The sequence below is a fragment of the Streptomyces pyxinicus genome (assembly GCF_024753135.1).
Taxonomy (GTDB): domain Bacteria; phylum Actinomycetota; class Actinomycetes; order Streptomycetales; family Streptomycetaceae; genus Streptomyces; species Streptomyces pyxinicus.
In genome coordinates this window covers 25,931-43,634 of sequence record NZ_JANUGP010000022.1, presented here as the reverse complement: position 1 = coordinate 43,634, position 17,704 = coordinate 25,931, and the positions used below count along the sequence as shown (strand labels likewise).

Annotated in this window: 13 protein-coding genes; 8 read left to right on the top strand and 5 right to left on the bottom strand. The window is 75.8% G+C overall.

The genetic code is table 11. The annotated features are described in order from the left end of the window. Positions 1 to 122 precede the first annotated feature (122 nt). From NX794_RS25065 to NX794_RS25050, 4 genes are all read left to right on the top strand, one after another. Positions 123 to 1,541, top strand: a complete 1,419-nt coding sequence (locus tag NX794_RS25065; RefSeq protein ID WP_258781176.1) for a HEAT repeat domain-containing protein — start codon at positions 123 to 125, stop codon at positions 1,539 to 1,541. 226 nt (positions 1,542 to 1,767) lie between these two features. Then, the gene (locus NX794_RS25060) at positions 1,768 to 2,895 is read left to right on the top strand and encodes a glycosyltransferase family 4 protein (RefSeq protein WP_258781175.1); all 1,128 of its coding nucleotides are present in this window, start codon (positions 1,768 to 1,770) and stop codon (positions 2,893 to 2,895) included. Beyond that, on the top strand, positions 2,892 to 4,067 hold the full coding sequence (locus tag NX794_RS25055) for a glycosyltransferase (RefSeq protein ID WP_258781174.1): 1,176 nt from the start codon (positions 2,892 to 2,894) through the stop codon (positions 4,065 to 4,067). Before NX794_RS25060 ends, NX794_RS25055 begins: the two co-directional genes overlap by 4 nt. Beyond that, on the top strand, positions 4,064 to 5,008 hold the full coding sequence (locus NX794_RS25050; protein ID WP_258781172.1) for an SGNH/GDSL hydrolase family protein: 945 nt from the start codon (positions 4,064 to 4,066) through the stop codon (positions 5,006 to 5,008). The genes NX794_RS25055 and NX794_RS25050 overlap by 4 nt, the downstream gene beginning before the upstream one ends. On the opposite strand, the gene NX794_RS25045 is transcribed toward NX794_RS25050, so the two are convergent. The 5 genes from NX794_RS25045 to NX794_RS25025 all read right to left on the bottom strand — a co-directional run bounded on the left by NX794_RS25045 (position 4,909) and on the right by NX794_RS25025 (position 9,505). Beyond that, complete coding sequence (locus NX794_RS25045; protein ID WP_258781170.1) at positions 4,909 to 5,778, bottom strand: 5-oxoprolinase subunit C family protein; 870 nt, start codon at positions 5,776 to 5,778, stop codon at positions 4,909 to 4,911. The genes NX794_RS25050 and NX794_RS25045 overlap by 100 nt on opposite strands. Positions 5,779 to 5,854: 76 nt before the next feature. After that, positions 5,855 to 6,472, bottom strand: coding sequence for a 5-oxoprolinase subunit B family protein (locus tag NX794_RS25040; protein WP_258781169.1), 618 nt, complete (start codon positions 6,470 to 6,472; stop codon positions 5,855 to 5,857). Further along, positions 6,469 to 7,227 (bottom strand): LamB/YcsF family protein, encoded by a 759-nt coding sequence (locus tag NX794_RS25035; RefSeq protein WP_258781167.1) that lies wholly within the window; start codon positions 7,225 to 7,227, stop codon positions 6,469 to 6,471. The genes NX794_RS25040 and NX794_RS25035 overlap by 4 nt, the downstream gene beginning before the upstream one ends. A 59-nt stretch (positions 7,228 to 7,286) precedes the next feature. Next, positions 7,287 to 8,117, bottom strand: a complete 831-nt coding sequence (locus NX794_RS25030) for a putative hydro-lyase (RefSeq protein ID WP_258781291.1) — start codon at positions 8,115 to 8,117, stop codon at positions 7,287 to 7,289. A gap of 68 nt (positions 8,118 to 8,185) precedes the next feature. Further along, the gene (locus NX794_RS25025; RefSeq protein ID WP_258781166.1) at positions 8,186 to 9,505 is read right to left on the bottom strand and encodes an MFS transporter; all 1,320 of its coding nucleotides are present in this window, start codon (positions 9,503 to 9,505) and stop codon (positions 8,186 to 8,188) included. 127 nt (positions 9,506 to 9,632) lie between these two features. Between NX794_RS25025 and NX794_RS25020 the strand changes: the two genes are divergently transcribed. The 4 genes from NX794_RS25020 to NX794_RS25005 all read left to right on the top strand — a co-directional run bounded on the left by NX794_RS25020 (position 9,633) and on the right by NX794_RS25005 (position 17,692). Further along, positions 9,633 to 10,361: a GntR family transcriptional regulator gene (locus tag NX794_RS25020; RefSeq protein WP_258781165.1), complete on the top strand. Its 729-nt coding sequence runs from the start codon at positions 9,633 to 9,635 to the stop codon at positions 10,359 to 10,361. Positions 10,362 to 10,420: 59 nt separating this feature from the next. Next, positions 10,421 to 11,947, top strand: coding sequence for a hypothetical protein (locus NX794_RS25015; RefSeq protein ID WP_258781164.1), 1,527 nt, complete (start codon positions 10,421 to 10,423; stop codon positions 11,945 to 11,947). Between the two features lie 160 nt (positions 11,948 to 12,107). Next, positions 12,108 to 12,986 carry a hypothetical protein gene (locus tag NX794_RS25010; protein ID WP_258781163.1) on the top strand — a complete coding sequence of 293 codons (879 nt, stop codon included), beginning with the start codon at positions 12,108 to 12,110 and terminating at the stop codon, positions 12,984 to 12,986. A 47-nt stretch (positions 12,987 to 13,033) separates the two neighbouring features. Further along, entirely contained in the window at positions 13,034 to 17,692 is a 4,659-nt protein-coding gene (locus NX794_RS25005; protein WP_258781161.1) for a hypothetical protein, read from the top strand. Positions 17,693 to 17,704 lie beyond the last annotated feature (12 nt).

The following is a 17,704-nucleotide window of genomic DNA, read 5'->3' as shown; positions in this document are numbered from 1 at the left end:
CGAGAGGCAGAGAGAAATGGTCTACAGCAAGCAAGAGACGGCGGGCGCTCCGACGTTGTGTCACGCGGCCAGGTAATGCGTGTTCCCCGGTTGCGTCGACGCTTGATGTGAGGCTGTTTCCCATGTTCGATCCGGTCATAGCGCCCAGCGGTACGCTGCTCGGGCTGCTCCAGCGCGGCCGTGGCGACGGCACGCTGCACGCGCTCACCGCCCCGCGCCCCGAAGCGCTCGCGGCCCTGAACCACTGTGTTCTGCGCGACCCCCGCCACGACTGGCAGCTGGAGAACCGCTCGCTCTACTACGCCCGGCTCTACCTCGACCTGAGCGGCGAGCTGGACGCCGTCGAGGCGCATCTGTTCGACTCCGAGGACGTCCTCGACACCGACGAGTCCCGTACCGGCCTCGCCCTCGCCGTCCTCGGCCACCTCGCCTCCTACGGCAGGCGGGACGCGCTGGACCTGCTGCGCCGGTACGCCGCCCAGGGCTCCAACTGGGCCTGGGCCCTGGACGAGCTGGCCCTGCGGGACGACGACGCGGGCCTGCGCGCCCTCGCCGCCCCCGTCCTGGCCCGTTTCTCCGCCGACCCCGAGGGCGAGGCGGAACTGGCCGTCGCCGTACGCGACGCCTTCGAGCCCCGGCCCTGGCGGCTGTGGGCCGAGGATTCCCGGGAATCGGTCGGCACACGCGTGCGTACCGCCCAGGAGGCCGGCTGTTTCGACCGCTGGCAGCGGCAACTGCGGCCCACCGGTCCGCGCCCCGGCTGGAGCGTGGCCGCCGTGTTCGAGTGGGCCCAGCAGGGCCTGGAGCGTGGCGCCGCGCTGCATGTGCCCGCCGCCCGCTGTCTGGTCGCCGTGGCCGGTCCCGAGGACCGCCCCGAGATCCTCGCGGCGGCCCGGGCGGGCACCGACGGCGCCCGCTGCACCGCCCTGCGCTATCTCGCCGACAGCGCCGACCCCGACACCCTCGACCTGATCGAGGCCGCCGTCGGTGACGGCACGGCACCCGTCGTGGAGGCCGCCGTGGACGCCTTCGAGCGGATGCGCAGCGTCGCCGCCATCGACCGCGCGCGCCGCTGGGCCCAGCGCCCCGACGCGCTCGGCGCCGCCGCCGGACGCATGCTCGCCTGCCGCGGCGGCACCCGGGACAGCGACCTCGTCCTCGGCGCCCTCCGCGAGGCCGTACGCGGTGAGGGCCCCGACGCGCCCACCCTGTGGACCCTCGTCGACGGCGCCGGACGCCTCGGCATCGTCTGCGCGGCCCCCGTGCTGCGCCACGTCTACCGCGAGACGGCCTCCTCCCATCTGCGGGGCCGCGCCGCCCGCGCGCTGGCCGCCACCGACCCCTCCTTCGCCACCGGGTTCGCCGTCGAATGCCTGTGGGACTGCGAGGAGAGCACCCGCGAACTCGCCGCCCGGCACGCCGAGACCGGTGACACCCGGGTCGTGGAGCGCCTGCGCCGCCTGGCCGCCGACCCGGCCGAGGAGGACGACGTGCAGACCGCCGTACGCAGCCGCTTCGGACCGGACCTCGCCGCCGGCTGACCCGCTCGCGTTCCCCGCACGGGCGGATCACCGCCGCCTGACCCCGCTCGCGTCCCCGGCACGGGCGGACCACCGCCCGCCGGATGAACGCCCGGTGACCCGCGGGTCAGGCGGCCATGACCGCCGTCTGGCCCGCTCGGGTGTGCGGGGCAACGCTCACGGGACGTTTCCCGCGCGGAAAGATCGAAGTTGACGCGGCCACGTCCAGCGCGGCGACAACACCCCTATGCGTGTCGTCATCGTGACCGAATCCTTTCCCCCCGATGTGAACGGCGTGGCCCACTGCGCGCTCCAGACCGCCCGGCACCTCGTAGATCGCGGTCACCGCCCGCTCGTCGTCTCGCCGGCCCCCGCGCCCGGCACCGCGCCGGACCCGGACGCCCCGTGCCCGGTCGTCCACGTCCCCTCCCTGCCCCTGCCCGGCTACCCCCAGGTGCGCGTCGCGCTGCCCAGCCGGCGCCTGGCCGCCGCGCTCACCGAGCACCGCGCCGACCTGGTCCACCTCGCCAGCCCCTTCGTCCTCGGCGTCCGCGGCATGGCCGCCGCCGCCCGCCTCGGCCTCCCCGCCGTCGCCGTCTACCAGACCGACCTGGCCGGCTACGCCCGCACCTACATGGGCGCCGGAGAGACGGCCGCCTGGCGGCGGATCCGCTCCGTGCACGCCACCGCCGACCGCACCCTGGCCCCCTCCAGCGCCGCGCTCCGGGACCTGGAGGCGCACGGGGTGCCCCGGGTACGGCTGTGGCCGCGCGGCGTGGACACCGTACGTTTCCGGCCAGGACACCGGGACGCGGCCCTGCGCCGCGAACTGGCCCCGGGCGGCGAGCTGATCGTCGGCTACGTCGGCCGGCTCGCCCCCGAGAAGCACGTCGAACTGCTCGCCGGCGCCTGCGGCCTGGCGGGCGTCAAGGTCGTGGTCGTCGGCGACGGACCCAGCCGCGCCCAGCTGACCGAGGCCCTGCCCGGCGCGGTCTTCCTCGGCCGCCGTACCGGGGACGAACTCGCCCGGATCTTCGCCTCGCTGGACGTGTTCGCGCACACCGGCCCCTTCGAGACGTTCTGCCAGACCGTCCAGGAGGCCATGGCCAGTGGCGTCCCGGTGGTGGCCCCGGCGGCCGGCGGACCGCTCGACCTGGTGGCGCACGGCCGCACCGGACTGCTCGTGCCCCCGCGCGACGCCACCGCCCTGCGGGACGCCGTCCGGACGCTCGCCGCCGACCCCGGACGCCGCGCCGCGTACGGCGGCGCCGCCCGCGCCATGGTCGAGGGCCGCACCTGGGCCGCCGTCGGGGACCAGCTCCTCGCCCACTACGACGACGTCCTCGCCGCCCGCAGGACGGCGGTGGCGGCATGACCGGCCGGCCCCTGCGCATCGTCCGCCTCGCCAACTTCGTCGCCCCGGCCTCCGGCGGCCTGCGCACCGCCCTGCGCGAACTCGGCCGGGGCTTCCGCGCGGCCGGCCACGAACCGGTGCTGATCGTGCCCGGCGACCGCCACACCGACCGCGAGACCGAACAGGGCCGGGTCGTCACCCTGCCGGGACCGCTGCTGCCCGGCACCGGCGGCTACCGCGTCCTCACCGACAAACGGCGGGTGGCCGCCCTCCTGGAGGACCTCGCCCCCGACCGTCTGGAGGTGTCCGACCGCACCACCCTGCGCTGGACCGGCCGCTGGGCCCGCCGGGCGCGGGTGCCCGCCGTGATGGTCTCCCACGAGACCGCCGACGGCGTGCTGCGCACCTGGGGGCTGCCGGAGCACCTGTCGCGGCGCGCCGCCGACGCCCTCAACACCCGTACCGCGCACGTCTACTCGCGGGTGGTGTGCACCACCGAGTACGCCGAGCGCGAGTTCGTGCGCATCGGCGCCCGCAACGTCGTACGCGCCCCCCTGGGGGTGGACCTGACGGAACGCCACCCCGCGCTGCGCGACCCGGGGCTGCGCGCCCGGCACGCGCGCGGGGACGAGGCGCTGCTCGTGCTGTGCTCCCGGCTGTCCGTGGAGAAGCGCCCCGGCACGGCCCTGGACGCCCTGGAGGCACTGCGGCGGCGCGGCCGGCGGGCGGTGCTCGTGGTCGCCGGGGACGGTCCGCTGCGGGCCCGGCTGGAGCAGCGGGCCCGCGACCGCGGACTGCCGGTGACCTTCCTCGGGCACGTCGCCGAGCGGGCCGTGCTCGGCGCGCTCCAGGCGTCTGCCGACGTCTGCCTCGCCCCCGGCCCCGCCGAGACCTTCGGGCTCGCCGCCCTGGAGGCCATGGCCTGCGGCACGCCCGTGGTGGCCAGCGCCGCCTCCGCGCTGCCCGAGGTGATCGGGTCCGCCGGGACGAGTGCCGCCGGTCACGGGGAGGCCTTCGCGGACGCCGTGGAAGCCCTCCTGGAACGCCGTGAGCCCGAACGGCGCGAGGCGGCACGCGCGCGTGCCGAGTGCTTCGGCTGGGGAACGGCCGTGGAGGCGTTCCTGGCCGCCCACGACGCCCCCGTACTGCGCCGTGCCGACGCCCGCCCCGGGATCGCGGAGGGAGTGGCATGAGACCCGTCCGCTTCGTCGCCCTCGGGGACTCGCTGACCGAGGGCGTGGGCGACGCCGCGGCGGGCGGCCGGCGCGGCTGGGCCGCCCTGCTCGCGCCCTGCCTCGGCGACGGCACCGAGTTCACCAACCTCGCGGTCAGCGGCGCCCAGACCCGTGACGTGCTCGAACGGCAGCTCCCGGCCGCCCTCGCGCGCGAACCCGACCTGGTCTCGGTGGTCGTCGGCGTCAACGACACCCTGCGCCACACCTTCGACATCCACGCCGTGGCCGCCGCCCTCGACCACGCCTACGCGGCCCTCACCGGCCGGGGCGCCGTCCTGCTCACCGCCTGCCTGCCCGACCCGGGCGCGATGCTGGGGCTGCCGGGGGCGCTGGCCCGCCCGCTGGCCCGCCGGCAACGGGCGGTCAACACCGTCGTCCACACGCTGTCCGACCGGTACGGCGCCCTCCATCTGCACGCCTCGGACGGCGAGTGGGTCGCCGACCGGGACCTGTGGAGCGCCGACCGGCTGCACCCCGGCGAGCGCGGCCACCGGCAGCTCGCCCTCCGCTTCCACGCCCTGCTCGCCGGGGCCGGACGCGCGGCCGGGCAACCGCCGTCGCCCGACGCGGAGTTCCCGGCGCCGACCCGGGCGGCGAACCTGTGGTGGCTCGCCACCGCGGGCACCGGCTGGGTGGCCCGGCGGTGCCGGGACCTGCTGCCGCAGCTGCTGGGCCTCGCCGCCGGCGAACTGCGCCACCACGCGCGGGGCACCACCGGACGTCTCGACCTCGCCGCGGCGGCGGCGGTCGCGGCGGCCCTCGCCGCCCTGCCGGCGGCCGGCCCGGACGGCCCCGGGGATCAGCGGCGCCCCACCGGGACGAAGCGGACCGGGGTGCCGGGGACCGCCTGCGCGGCGGCGGGGAGGTCGGCGGAGCGGACCACCGCGATCACCGGGTAGCCCCCGGTGGTCGGATGGTCCGCGAGGAACACCACCGGGCGCCCGTCCGGCGGAACCTGTACGGCGCCGAGGACCATGCCCTCGCTGGGCAGTTCGCCGTGCCGGGCCCGCTCCAGGGCGGGCCCCTCGGTGCGCAGCCCGATCCGGTTGCCCGCCGTCGACACCCGGTACGCGCGCGTGGCGAGGTCCCGTACCGCGCCGGGCGTGAACCAGTCGGCGCGCGGGCCGAGGGTCACCCGGAGCACCAGTTCGGCCGGGGGCATCGGCTGCGGTACGGCGTCCACGCGCTCGGGCGGCCCGGCGGGCGGCCCGAGCGGCAGCACCGTGCCGTCCGTGAGGGGGGCCGGGCCGAGTCCCGACAGCAGGTCGGTGGCACGGCTGCCGAGGACCGGCTCGACGGCGATGCCCCCGGAGACGGCCAGGTAGCCGCGCACGCCGGCGGTCGCCGCCCCCACCTCCAGCACCTCACCGGCCGGCACCGTCACCGGGGCGCCCCACGGGGCGGCCCGGCCGCCCACCGTGACCGGCCCCGGCGCCCCGCCGACCGCCACGGTCACCGTGCGACGCGGGCGCACCGCGCAGCCGTTGAGCGTGGTCTCCAGGACGGCGGCGCCCGGCGGATTGCCGACCAGCCGGTTCACGAGCGCCGCCGCCGGCGGATCGAGCGCCCCCGAGCGGGGCACTCCGAGATGCGCGTTGCCGGGCCGGCCGAGGTCCTGCACGGTCGTGAGCGCCCCGGAGCGCACGACGAGAAGCGCGCGGTCGCTCACGCGTCCTCCCTGGGAACGATGTGTACCGGCGCGTGCCCGGTCGTCCGGTCGCCGCGCGCACGCGCGCGGGGCCCGTTCACACGTCCTCCGCCGGGACGAACCGCACGCGGGTGCCGGGGGACAGCAGAGCGGCCGGGGTCCAGGTGTGGTCCCACAGCACGGCGTCGGTCGTGCCGATCAGTTGCCAGCCGCCCGGCGAGGATCGCGGATACACGCCGGTGTAGGGGCCCGCCAGGGCGACCGCGCCGGCCGGGACGGTGGTACGCGGAGTGGCCCGGCGCGGGACGTCGTAGCGGGCCGGGAGCCCGGTGAGGTAGCCGAAGCCGGGCGCGAACCCGCAGAAGGCCACGGTGAACTCGGTGCCCGCGTGGACCCGCGCCACCTCCCGCTCGGCCACCCCCCAGTGCGCCGCGACCGCAGCCAGGTCCGGACCGTCGTAGCGCACCGGCAGTTCGAGCAGGGCACGCGCGCGGGGCGGCGCCGGCGGGATCCGGGAGCCGGTCAGTTCGGCGGTCCAGCGGGCCGGGTCGGCCAGGCCGTCCAGCAGGACCGTACGGGCCGCCGGGACGATCTCGCGGACCACGAGCGAGCCCTCCGCCCGGCGCCGCGCCAACTCCGCGTGCAGGGCCCGCGCCTCCGTACCCGAGGACACCTCGACGAGCAGCGCGTCGTCGCCGACGGGGAGCGCCCTCACGCGAACGCCGCCACACGCACGCCCGCCGCGGCCAACCGCTCGCGCACCCGGCGCGCCAGCTCCACCGCGCCCGGCGTGTCACCGTGCAGGCACAGCGAACGGGCGCGCACCTGGATGCGCACGCCGGAGTGCGCGGTCACCGTGCCGGAGCGCGCGATGCTCACCGAACGCTCCACGACGGCCTCCGGGTCGGCCACCACCGCGCCGTCCCGGCCCCGGGGCACCAGTGTGCCCGCGTCGGTGTACGCGCGGTCCGCGAACGCCTCCGGGACCGCGGGCAGCCCCGCCTTCACCGCCAGCTCCAGCAGCCGCGAGCCGGGCAGGCCCAGCACCGGCAGCGAGGCGTCCGCGAGACGCACACCCTCGATCACCGCGCCCGCCTGCTCCTCGTCGCGCACCACCCGGTTGTAGAGCGCCCCGTGCGGCTTGACGTACGCCACCCGCGCCCCGGCGGCCCGCGCGAACACCTCCAACGCGCCGATCTGGTACGCCACTTCGGCGGCCAGCTCGCCGGGCGGCACGTCCATCGGGCGGCGCCCGAACCCGGCGAGGTCCCGGTAGGAGACCTGGGCGCCGACCGTCACCCCGCGCTCGGCGGCCAGGTCGCACACCCGGCGCATGGTGGCCGCGTCCCCGGCGTGGAACCCGCAGGCCACGTTGGCGCTGGTCACCACGGACAGCAGCTGTTCGTCGTCGGTCAGCCGCCAGCGGCCGAAGCCCTCGCCGAGGTCGGCGTTCAGATCGATCGCGGTCATGGCGCTCCCATGGATGCGGTTTTGGTGTGGTTCGTTCGTCGGGTCCGGCGATGCGGCGCTCAGTCGATGCCGACCAGCCGGTACTGCTCGTCACGGGCGTCGGTCAGGAACATCCGGCCCGGCGCGTGGGTGAGGGCGACCGGCGGCCTGGAGGCCATGACGGCCGCCTGCGGCGTCACCCCGCAGGCCCAGAACACCGGGATGTCCCCGTCTTCGAGGGCCACCGGATCGCCGAAGTCGGGCCGGTCCAGGTCCGCGATGCCGAGGGCCGCCGGATCGCCGCAGTGCACGGGGCCGCCGTGCACGGCCGGCAGCAGGCCGCTCTCCCGGATCGCGGCCCGCAGGTGCTCGGGCGGCACCGGGCGCATGGACACCACCATCGGACCGCGCAGCCGGCCCGCGGACCGGCACGCCCGGCCGGTCGCGTACATCGGCACGTTGCGGCCCTGCTCGACGTGCCGGATCGGCACACCCGCGCGGGCCGGCGCCCACTCGAAGGTGAAGCTGCACCCGAGCAGGAACGACACCAGGTCCGCGCGCCAGTACGCCCGCGCGTCCGCGGGCTCGTCGACCAGCTCGCCGTCCCGCCAGACCCGGTAGCGGGGCAGGTCGGTACGGAGGTCGGCGCCGTCGGCGAGCACGGTCGACGTGGCGCCGGCGTCGGTGACGTCCAGCACCGGGCACGGCTTCGGGTTGCGCTGGCAGAACAGCAGCATGTCGTAGGCCCAGTCGGCGGGGACCGCGACCAGGTTGGCCTGGGTGTGGCCCGCGGCCACACCGGCCGTGGGCCCGGCGAGACCGTCCCGGAAGCGGGCCCGCGCCGTTTTCGGGCTCCACGCGTGCGCGCGTGCGTCGATCGCGGTGACCGGCCGGTCCTCGGTACGGGGCATCAGGTCCGCGGTCCGGCGCGTCCGGTCCTCGGTACGGGGCGGCATGTCCTCGGTACGGGGCGTCCGCGTCACGTCAGCTCCTTCCCGCGGGTCTCCGGCAGCCCGAGCAGCGCGAGTGCCGCGAGGCCGTAGCCGATCGCCCCGAAGACCAGCGCGCCGCCCACGCCCCAGCTGTCCGCCAGGAAGCCCACCAGGGTCGGGAAGACGGCGCCGACCGCGCGGCCGGTGTTGTACGTGAAGCCCTGCCCGGTGCCGCGCACCGCCGTCGGGTACAGCTCGCTCAGATACGAGCCGAAGCCGCTGAAGATCGCCGACATGCAGAATCCGAGCGGGAAACCGAGCACCAGCAGCAGGGTGTCGGCGCCCTGCGGGATGTTCGCGTACGCCAGCACACAGACCGCCGACAGCAGCGCGAACAGCCAGATGTTGGCGCGCCGGCCGAGCCGGTCCGAGAGGTGGCCGCCGGTCAGATAGCCGAGGAACGCGCCGGAGATCAGGAACGTGAGGTAGCCGCCGGTGCCGACGACGGACAGGCCGCGCTCCGACTTCAGATAGGTCGGCACCCAGGTGGCCAGCGTGTAGTAGCCGCCCTGGACACCGGTGGAGAGCAGGCCCGCGAAGACCGTGGTGCGCAGCAGCCCCGGGGCACCGGCCCGGCCCGGCCGGAAGATCGCCGCGAACGAGCCGCGCGCCGGGTCCTGTTCCCGGGCCGCGACCGCGGCGGGGGCGTCGTGCACACGGCGGCGCAGCCACACCACCAGCAGCGCGGGCAGCGCGCCGGTCCAGAACATCACCCGCCAGGCCAGGTCGGCGCCGACGAAGGAGAAGACCAGCGTGTAGACGACCGCCGCCAGTGCCCAGCCCACCGCCCAGGAACTCTGGACCGCGCCGAGCGTGCGCCCCCGGTGCCGGGCGCTCGCGTACTCGGCGACCAGGATCGCGCCGACCGCCCACTCGCCGCCGAAGCCGAGCCCCTGGAGCGCGCGGAAGACCAGCAGCGTCTCGTAGTCGGGCGCGAAACCGCAGGCCACGGTGAACACCGCGTAGGTGATCACCGTGATCATCAGGGCCCGGACCCGGCCCACCCGGTCCGCGACCACGCCCGCCACGGCGCCGCCGATCGCGGAGACCACCAGCGTGACGGTGGTGAACAGACCGGTCTGGCCGCTGTCCAGCCCGAAGTACGCGGAGAGCGCCACCATGCTCAGCGGCAGCGTGAAGTAGTCGTAGGAATCCAGGGCATAGCCGCCGAAAGCACCGGCGAAGGCGTGCCGGCCGCGCGGGCCGAGGGCGCGCAGCCAGCCGAACGCGCCGTCGTGGGCCGGGAGTTCCCCGGGGGCCTGTCGTAGTCCGGTGGGAGCCGATTCGGATGGCGGGGTCGTGCTCATGGGCACCTCGCAGGAAGGGGGACGGAGGGTGCGGGAAGTGAGCCGTGCCGAGCACCGTAGGGGATCGTTCAACGATCCTTCAATACCCTTGTTGTTTCGTTCCGGTGTCTGCGATTGAATTCCGGGCATGGCAGATCAGCCGGCGGGACTGGCCGACGACCGCGCCCTCCTGGGCCGCACGAGCACGGCGGAACGCGTTTCGGACATCCTCCGCGGCCGCATCGCCGACGGCTTCTTCCCGCCCGGCACCCGGCTGTCGGAGGACAGCATCGGCGGCGCCCTCGGGGTCTCCCGCAACACCCTGCGCGAGGCGTTCCGGCTGCTCACCCACGAACGCCTGCTGGTCCACGAACTCAACCGGGGCGTGTTCGTCCGGATCCTGGCCGTGGAGGACGTCGAGGACATCTACCGCACCCGGGCCCTGGTCGAGTGCGCCGTCGTCCGCGGACTCGGCGCACCGCCGTACCGGCTCCAGGGCCTGGCCTCGGCGGTCGCCGAGGGCGACGAGGCGGCCGCCGGGAACGACTGGAAAGCGATGGGTACGGCCAACATCCACTTCCACCGGGAGCTGGTCGCCCTCGCCGGCAGCGAACGCACCGACGAACTGATGCGCGGCGTCTTCGCCGAGCTGCGCCTCGCCTTCCACGTCGTGGACGACCCGCGCCGGCTGCACGAGCCCTACCTCGCCCGCAACCACGAGATCCTCCAGGCCCTGAAGGCCGGGGAACGCGAGGCGGCCGAAAGCCTGTTGGAGACCTACCTCGCGGACTCGCGGCGGCGGATCGTGGAGGTGTACCGCCGCCGGGTCGGCGAGGACGGCACCGGTCCCTCCCGGCCGGCTCCCGAGCCGGTGTGACGCCCGTCGCTTCTGCGTCGTTTGGGTCGTTGTCAGACCGAGGACCTAGTCTGTGCACCGTGACTTCGCCTGCATCGACGGACCCCGCTCCGCCCCAGCTCAGCGCGGGGCCGCGCCCGGCGCCGGGCCCGGCCGCCGACGAGGGGCTGGCGCGTCGTCTGCGCGCGCTCGCCTGCACCGCGCCGCTGCACGACCTCGACGCGCGCAAGGCCAACCTGGCCGGCGAGTACTCGGTGTACGGCATGGCCGAGGTGGCACTCGCCGCCATCGACCTGGTCACGCTCAACATGGACTTCGACACCGGCGCCGACCACGAGCAGATCGTGGCCCGGCTGGTCCCGCGCATCGCCGCCCAGGCCCCGCACCGGCCCGGCGCGGAGCACGAGCGGGTGGCCCGCTGGGTCGTGGAGAACCTGATCAACGTCGGCAGCGTGGACCGCGGCTTCCGCGCGGTGTACGGCACCTTCGCGCCGGACGGCACCTATGTGCGGCGCGACTACGACTTCAAGCTGATCGAAGAGGTCCCCGGCCCCGGCGGCACCGTCTACCTGCGCACCACCGACGAAGCGGTCAACGTCCTGGTCGGCGCCCTCGACACCGACGTCACCAGCGCCCAGATCGCCGCCGAGGTCAAGCTGGAGGTGCTGATCAGCCGCGGCCGGCTCGCCGACGCCCAGCTCGCCGCCGAGCAGGCCCGCTACCGCACGGTGCAGTACTCCGAGACCCTGCGCCGCGCCCTCGACGCCACCCGGCGCAATGTCCGCGCGGTCGACTGGCTCGGCGCCGTACCGGACATGATCGCCGAGGCCCTGGACCACGTGGCCGAGCGGTACCGCCACGAGAACGCCATCCTCACCAACATCCGCAAGGCCCGCGACGAGACCGAGGACCCGGAGAACAAGCGCCGCGCCGCCGAACTGGTCGACATCGTCAAGGACTGCATCCGCCGCCACACCCTGCTCCAGTCCCGCCTGCTGGAGGCCGGCCCGCTGTTCCGCGCCGAGCAGGACCGGCAGGCCTTCGCCACCCCCGCGACCACCTCCGGGATAGACCTCTACGGCCATCTGGTCGCCCCCGTCCTGCCGCTGCCGCTGGAGCGGGCGAGCCGGGTCACCGACGCCTTCTTCGCGCGCGGCACCGGTCTGCGCACCCCGGTGTCGGTGCGGGTCGCCGACCTGGTCGACATACTGCTGACGCCCCCGGTGGAACGCGAGCACCTGGGCGCCGAGATGCCCGAGCCGGACCTGATCGCCACCCCGGACGACAGCAGGTTCAGCGAGGAGCAGCTCGCCGCGGCCATGGAGCTGCTCGACCTGCCCGCCGACGCGCCCCGCAGACTCTCCGGACTGCTCGCCGAGGCCCGCGGACAGGACCCCGACCTGCCCTACCTGGTCGCCCTGCTCGCCGTGCACGCGGCCAGCCCCCCGGTGGGCACCGCCTACCGGCAGGGCGAGGAGAAGCTGCTGTTCGCCGTGGACGACGGGACCGAGCTGGACGACCCCGAGTTCGGCGGGGCCGACCTGATCGTCGGTACCGCCCTGCTGGACGCGGCGGGCATGGCGGCCGACCGCACCGAGGCCGCATGAGCGAGCGCAGCCGTACGAGTAAGCGCAGCCGTGCGAGCGACCGCGGCCGTACGACCGACCGAAGCCGCGCGAACCAGCGCGGCCGTACGACCGACCGAAGCCATGCGAACCATTGCGGCCGTACGACCGACCGAGAAGAACGCGACAAGGAGTCAACGCCGTGAGCGAGCACGTCGAGTGGAGTGACACGGAGGCCCCGGCCCCGTCGGCATCCGCCGCCGTCACCCCCGCCGACGCCGCCGACGCGGCGCGGCTCGTCGCCTTCGGGCTGCAGCCGAAATTGCAGCCCGCGCGCGACCAGGAGTACGCGGAGCTGCTGCGCCGCTACCGCGAGGACCCGGCGTTCGCCCGGCTCGCCGACGCCGTCGCCGCCGGACTCGGCCTCGTCGTGCTGGAGGTCTCCGCGCGCGCGGGGATGGCCGTGACCGCCGCCGAGGACTCCGTCTTCGCCGTCCGCATGGGCGACTACGCGCGGCGCACCGCCGCCGACTCGGGCGACCGCTTCCTGCACGGCCTCGCCCATCTCGCCGTCGCCGCGCTCGCCTTCCCGCGCCCCGAGGACCTGGCCGACGACACCTACATCGGCCGCGTCACGGTCAACGGCGTCGACGCCTTCGTCCGGCAGGCCTGCCGCCGCCTGGAGGAGCGCGCCGAGGAACAGGGCGAGAACACCGACCCGGCCACCGACGCGCCCGGCCTGGAGGCCGCCTGGCGGATCTGGGCCAGACGCAGCGCCACCGGCGCCACCAAGGACGCCCGCCGCCCGGCCGCCTCCACCACCGGCATCGTCGCCAAGGCCGTGGGCTTCCTCACCGACTCCGGCTTCCTCCAGCGCACCGGCGACGACGGCGGCGGCACCTACCGCACCACGGCCCGCTACCAGCTCCAGGTCCGCGACCTGGCCGGCAGCGCCGCCCTCGCCGAACTCGTGGAGCTGGGCGTCGTCCCGGTCACCGACGGCACGGCCAGCCTGCTGCCCGCCGAGGACAGCGACGACCTCGACCTGGTGGCCGACGCCGGACTGCCCTTCCATTCCTGAACCACCGCACCCTTCACCAGACTGACGAAGACTGACGAGAGTCCGCCATGTACGAGCTGTCCCGGGTCCGCCTCTACTCCATCGGGCCCGCCGGTGCGCGCTACGCCGACACCGTGCTTGACCTGCGGGGCGTGGGCGCGACCGTGCCCGACCCGGCGCCCACCCAGGCGGAGTTCTTCGCGGCGGAGCCTTCGGGGCCGCCGCGCCGGCCCGCGCCCGCCGGCGTGCTGTTCCTGGAGAACGGCGGCGGCAAGTCCGTCCTGCTCAAACTGATCTTCTCGGTGATGCTGCCGGGCCACCGCAACACCCTCGGCGGCGCCAGCTCCGGCGTCCTGCGCAAGTTCCTGCTCGCCGACGACTGCGGGCACGTGGCCCTGGAGTGGCAGCACGTGCTGACCGGCGAGTGCGTCGTCGTCGGCAAGGTCAGCGAGTGGCGCGGTCGGCAGGTCTCCAACGACCCCCGCAAGTTCGCCGAGGCCTGGTACTCCTTCCGGCCCGGTCCCGGCCTGAGCCTGGACAACCTGCCGGTCGCCGAGGCCACCGCCGTACGGCCGTCCGCCGAGGGCGTCTCCGGAGCGCAGGGCCGGCGCCGCACCATGAAGGGCTTCCGCGACGCCCTCACCGAGGCGGGCCGCACCTACCCGCACCTGGAGGTGCACTGGGAGGAGACCCACGAGCGCTGGACCGAGCACCTCGGCGACCTCGGGCTCGACCCCGAACTCTTCCGCTACCAGCGGGAGATGAACGCCGACGAGGGCGAGGCGGCCGGACTCTTCGCGGTCAAGAAGGACTCCGACTTCACCGACCTGCTGCTGCGCGCGGTCACCGACACCCGCGACACCGACGGCCTCGCCGACCTGGTCAGCGGCTTCGGCAACAAGCTCGGCCGACGCGCCGAACTCATCGCCGAACGCGACTTCACCGCTGGCTCCGTCGACCTCCTCGGACGCATCGTGGAGGCGGCCGACGCCCGGGCACGCGCGCGGGACGTCCACACCGGCGCCGAGCGCCGCACCCGCGCCCTGGCCCGGCGGCTGTCCGCACGGGCGGTGCGGGAGCGGGTCCGGGCCGCCGACCTCACCCAGCGGGTCACGGCCGCCGCCTACGCCGTCACCCACTCCGAGGGCGCCCGCGAGCGCAGCTCCCTGATCGCCGCCCAACTCGCCTACCGGCACGCCTCCCTGGCGCTGGCCGCCGCCGAGAAGGCCGCCGCAGCGCAGAAGCGCGAACTGGCCGACGCCCGCACCCTGCACTCCGCCTGGCAGGCCGCCGAGGCCGCGCTGCGGCACCGCGCCGCCGCCGACCGGGTCACCCGCGTGTCCGCCGCCATCCAGGAGGCCGAGCGGGACGCGGCACCCGCGCTCGCCGCCCGCGCCAAGGCCGCCGTCGACCTCGTACGGGCCCTGCACACCGCCGCCGAGAGCGCCGAGCACCTCGCCAACGAGGAGGAAGAACGCTCGGGAGCCCTCCAGGAGGCCGGCGACTCGGCGCACCGGGACGCCACCGCCGCCGCCACCGAGGCGCAACGCGCCCGCAGCGAGATCGGGCACCTGCGCCAGCGCCTCGGCGAGGTCGAGGCGGAGACCGCCGAGGCCGTCCGCGCCGGCTGGCTCGACGACAGCTCCCCGGACGCCGACCCGGCACGCGCCGCCCTCGCCGCCAGCGACGCCGAGAAGACCGCCGTGGCCGCCTGGGACGCGGCCCGGGAAGCCGCCCGCAAGGCCACCGAGCACGCGCGCGAGGCCGCCTCCGCCGAGTCCCGCGCCGAACTGACGGCCGCCCGCGCCGCCGACGCGGCGACCGCGGCCGAACGCTCCCACGAGGCCGAACTCCGCCTCGCCGAGGCCCTCGCCACCGAGGAACGGCTCGCCGAACTCCTCGGCCTGCCGGCCGCCCCGGGGGCGGTCCGGGCCGGTGTGCCCGGACCGCGCAGCGGCGCCGACGACACGGACGGCACGTCGGGGGTGCGCGTCGAGAAGGCGGTCCGCACCTCGGCCGACGGCGCGCTCAGCGCCGAGGAACTCGACCGGTTCGCCGACGAGTTGCGGGCCCTGCTGGACGACGCCGTGACCGGTGCCGAACGCCACCTGTTCGAGTTGCGCACGGCCGCCGCCGACGACTCCCGGATCCTCGGCGCCCTCGGTGACGGCGGTCTCCTGCCGCCCGGACCCGACGTACTGGCCACCGTCGAATACCTCGGTGAGCACGGCATCCCGGCGCTGCCCGGCTGGCGTTATCTCGCGCAGGCCGTCGACCCGGTCGACCACGCGCGGGTGCTCGCCGCCCGCCCCGAGCTGGTCGACGGCGTGATCATCACCGATCCGGCCACCCACGCGCGGGCCCGCGAGGCCCTCGGGGACGCCGCGCTGCTGCCCCGCTCCGCCGTCGCCGTCGGCACCGCCGCCGCCCTGCTCGCCCCGGCCCCCGCCGCCGACGACGCCCCCGGGGACGTCTTCCTGGTGCCGCCGAACCCGGCCATGCACGACGAGCACGCCGCGGACGAGGAACGCCAGGCCCTGCGCGCGCGGGCCACCGAACGGGACGAGGAGATCCGCGCCCTCGCCGCCCGGCTCGGCAAGGACCGCGAACTGGCCGCCCGGCTGGCCTCCTGGCGCACCGGCTGCCCCGCCGGCCGCCTCGCCGAACTCGCCCGGACCGCCCAGGAGGCCCGCGCCTTCGCGGAGGAGGCCGAGGCCGAACTCGCCGAGGCCCGTATCGCCCGCGCCGAGGCCGACGAGTCCGCGGCCGAGGCCGCCCACCTGCGCGACGAACGGCAGGAGGCCGCGCAGAAGGCCCGCCGCGCCGCCGACGCCCTGGCCGGTCTCGCCTTCCGGCTCCGCGAACGCGCCGGCTGGCAGGCGCGCCTGCGCGAACTGGCCGACGAGGCCGCCGAGTCCGAGGCCCGCGCTCAGACCTGCCTGGAGCGCGCCCGCGCCGCCGACGAGGACCGCCGCGCCGCCCAGCGCGCCGCGGACGACGCCCGCCGTACCGCGCGCGCCCTGCGCGCCGAGCGCGCCGAGATCGCCGGCGCCCCCGACGACGTGCCCGCCGCGGAAGCGGACGCCCCCAAGGCGTCCCTGCCCGCCCTGCGCGAGGCCTACCGCGCCGCGTCCCAGGTCTACGAGAAGGTCGGCGTCGGCGCCGACCTGCGCGCCGAGCAGGCCCGCGCGGAGAGCGACGAGAGCGCCGCCCGCGCCGAACTGGACCGGCTCAGCAACAAGGTCCGCACCCGCGCCGAGCAGTTGCTGGAGTCCCCCGACGGCTCCGACGGGCCCTCCCGGCAGGCGGCCGCCGCGCGCGCGGAGGAGTTGGTGCAGCTCCTGGAGACCCGGATGTCGACCGCGAGCGAACAACTCGGCCGGCTGCGCGGCGAGGCCGAGCGCCTCGCCCCCGAAGACGGCGAGGCGCACACCGAGCTGCCCGGGGAACTGGTCCCGCGCGACGCCGAACACGCCCAGGCCCTGCTGCGCACCGCGACCGCCGAGCTCGCCACCCGTACCGGGACCCTGGCCGAGGCCCGTGAGACGCACGCGGAACTGCTGGCGGCCCAGCGCGCCGCCGAGGACGGCGCCGGCGGCTTCGAGGAGACCGCGGCGCTCCTCCGCGACCTGCTGCGCGAGCACCCGCCCGAGGAGGAGCAGGAGGAACCGGAGCCGTACCCCGGCAGCCTGGAGGAGGCCCGGCACTCCGCCGCCGAGGCCCGCCGCTCGCTGCGCGGCTGCGCCGCCGACCTGTCCGCCGCCGAGTCCGCCGTGCGCGAAGCCAGCGACGTCCTGGTCCGGCACGCCAACTCCACCCGCTACGAGCAGGTCCGCACCCCCGCCCGGCAGCAGATCCGGGAACTGCCCGCCGCCGCGCTGCCCGAGCACGCTCAGAAGTGGGCGGACGCCTTCGCCCCCCGGCTGCGTGTGCTGACCGACGAACTGGCCCAGCTGGAACGCAACCGCGACTCGATCGTGGACCGGCTGCGCGGACTCGTGGAGTCGGCCCTCGCCACCCTGCGCTCCGCCCAGCGGCTCTCCCGGCTCCCGGAGGGACTGGGGGAGTGGTCCGGGCAGGAGTTCCTGCGCATCCGCTTCGAGGAACCCGACCAGGCCACGCTCACCGAACGCCTCGGCGAGGTCGTCGACGAGGCCACGCGCGCGGCGGTGAAGAAGAACTCCGACCTGCGCCGCGACGGCGTGTCCCTGCTGCTGCGCGGCGTCGGGGCGGCCCTCCAGCCCAAGGGCGTGGCCGTGGAGATCCTCAAGCCCGACGCCGTGCTGCGCGCCGAGCGCGTCCCCGTCGGCCAGATGGGCGACGTGTTCTCCGGCGGCCAGCTCCTCACCGCGGCCATCGCCCTGTACTGCACGATGGCCGCCCTGCGCTCGAACGACCGGGGCCGCGACAGGCACCGGCACGCGGGCACGCTGTTCCTGGACAACCCCATCGGCCGGGCCAACGCCACCTACCTGCTGGAACTCCAGCGAGCCGTGTCCGACGCGCTGGGCGTCCAGCTGCTTTACACCACAGGCCTGTTCGACACCACCGCCCTGGCCGAGTTCCCGCTGGTCATCCGGCTGCGCAACGACGCCGACCTGAGGGCGGGCCTGAAGTACATCAGCGTGGAGGAGCACCTCAGGCCGGGACTGCCCGCCCAGCCCCGGGCGGACGAGGCGGCGCACAGCGAGATCACGGCGACGAGGATGTTCAGAAAGCCGGCCTGAGCCTCGGGCGTC

Excerpts from the sequence above, each read along its gene's own strand:
- NX794_RS25065 (WP_258781176.1), top strand. The coding sequence starts at position 123 with ATGTTCGATCCGGTCATAGCGCCCAGCGGTACGCTGCTCGGGCTGCTC.
- NX794_RS25060 (WP_258781175.1), top strand. The coding sequence starts at position 1,768 with ATGCGTGTCGTCATCGTGACCGAATCCTTTCCCCCCGATGTGAACGGC.
- NX794_RS25055 (WP_258781174.1), top strand. The coding sequence starts at position 2,892 with ATGACCGGCCGGCCCCTGCGCATCGTCCGCCTCGCCAACTTCGTCGCC.
- NX794_RS25050 (WP_258781172.1), top strand. The coding sequence starts at position 4,064 with ATGAGACCCGTCCGCTTCGTCGCCCTCGGGGACTCGCTGACCGAGGGC.
- NX794_RS25035 (WP_258781167.1), bottom strand. The coding sequence starts at position 7,227 with ATGACCGCGATCGATCTGAACGCCGACCTCGGCGAGGGCTTCGGCCGC.
- NX794_RS25030 (WP_258781291.1), bottom strand. The coding sequence starts at position 8,117 with ATGCCCCGTACCGAGGACCGGCCGGTCACCGCGATCGACGCACGCGCG.
- NX794_RS25025 (WP_258781166.1), bottom strand. The coding sequence starts at position 9,505 with ATGAGCACGACCCCGCCATCCGAATCGGCTCCCACCGGACTACGACAG.
- NX794_RS25020 (WP_258781165.1), top strand. The coding sequence starts at position 9,633 with ATGGCAGATCAGCCGGCGGGACTGGCCGACGACCGCGCCCTCCTGGGC.
- NX794_RS25005 (WP_258781161.1), top strand. The coding sequence starts at position 13,034 with ATGTACGAGCTGTCCCGGGTCCGCCTCTACTCCATCGGGCCCGCCGGT.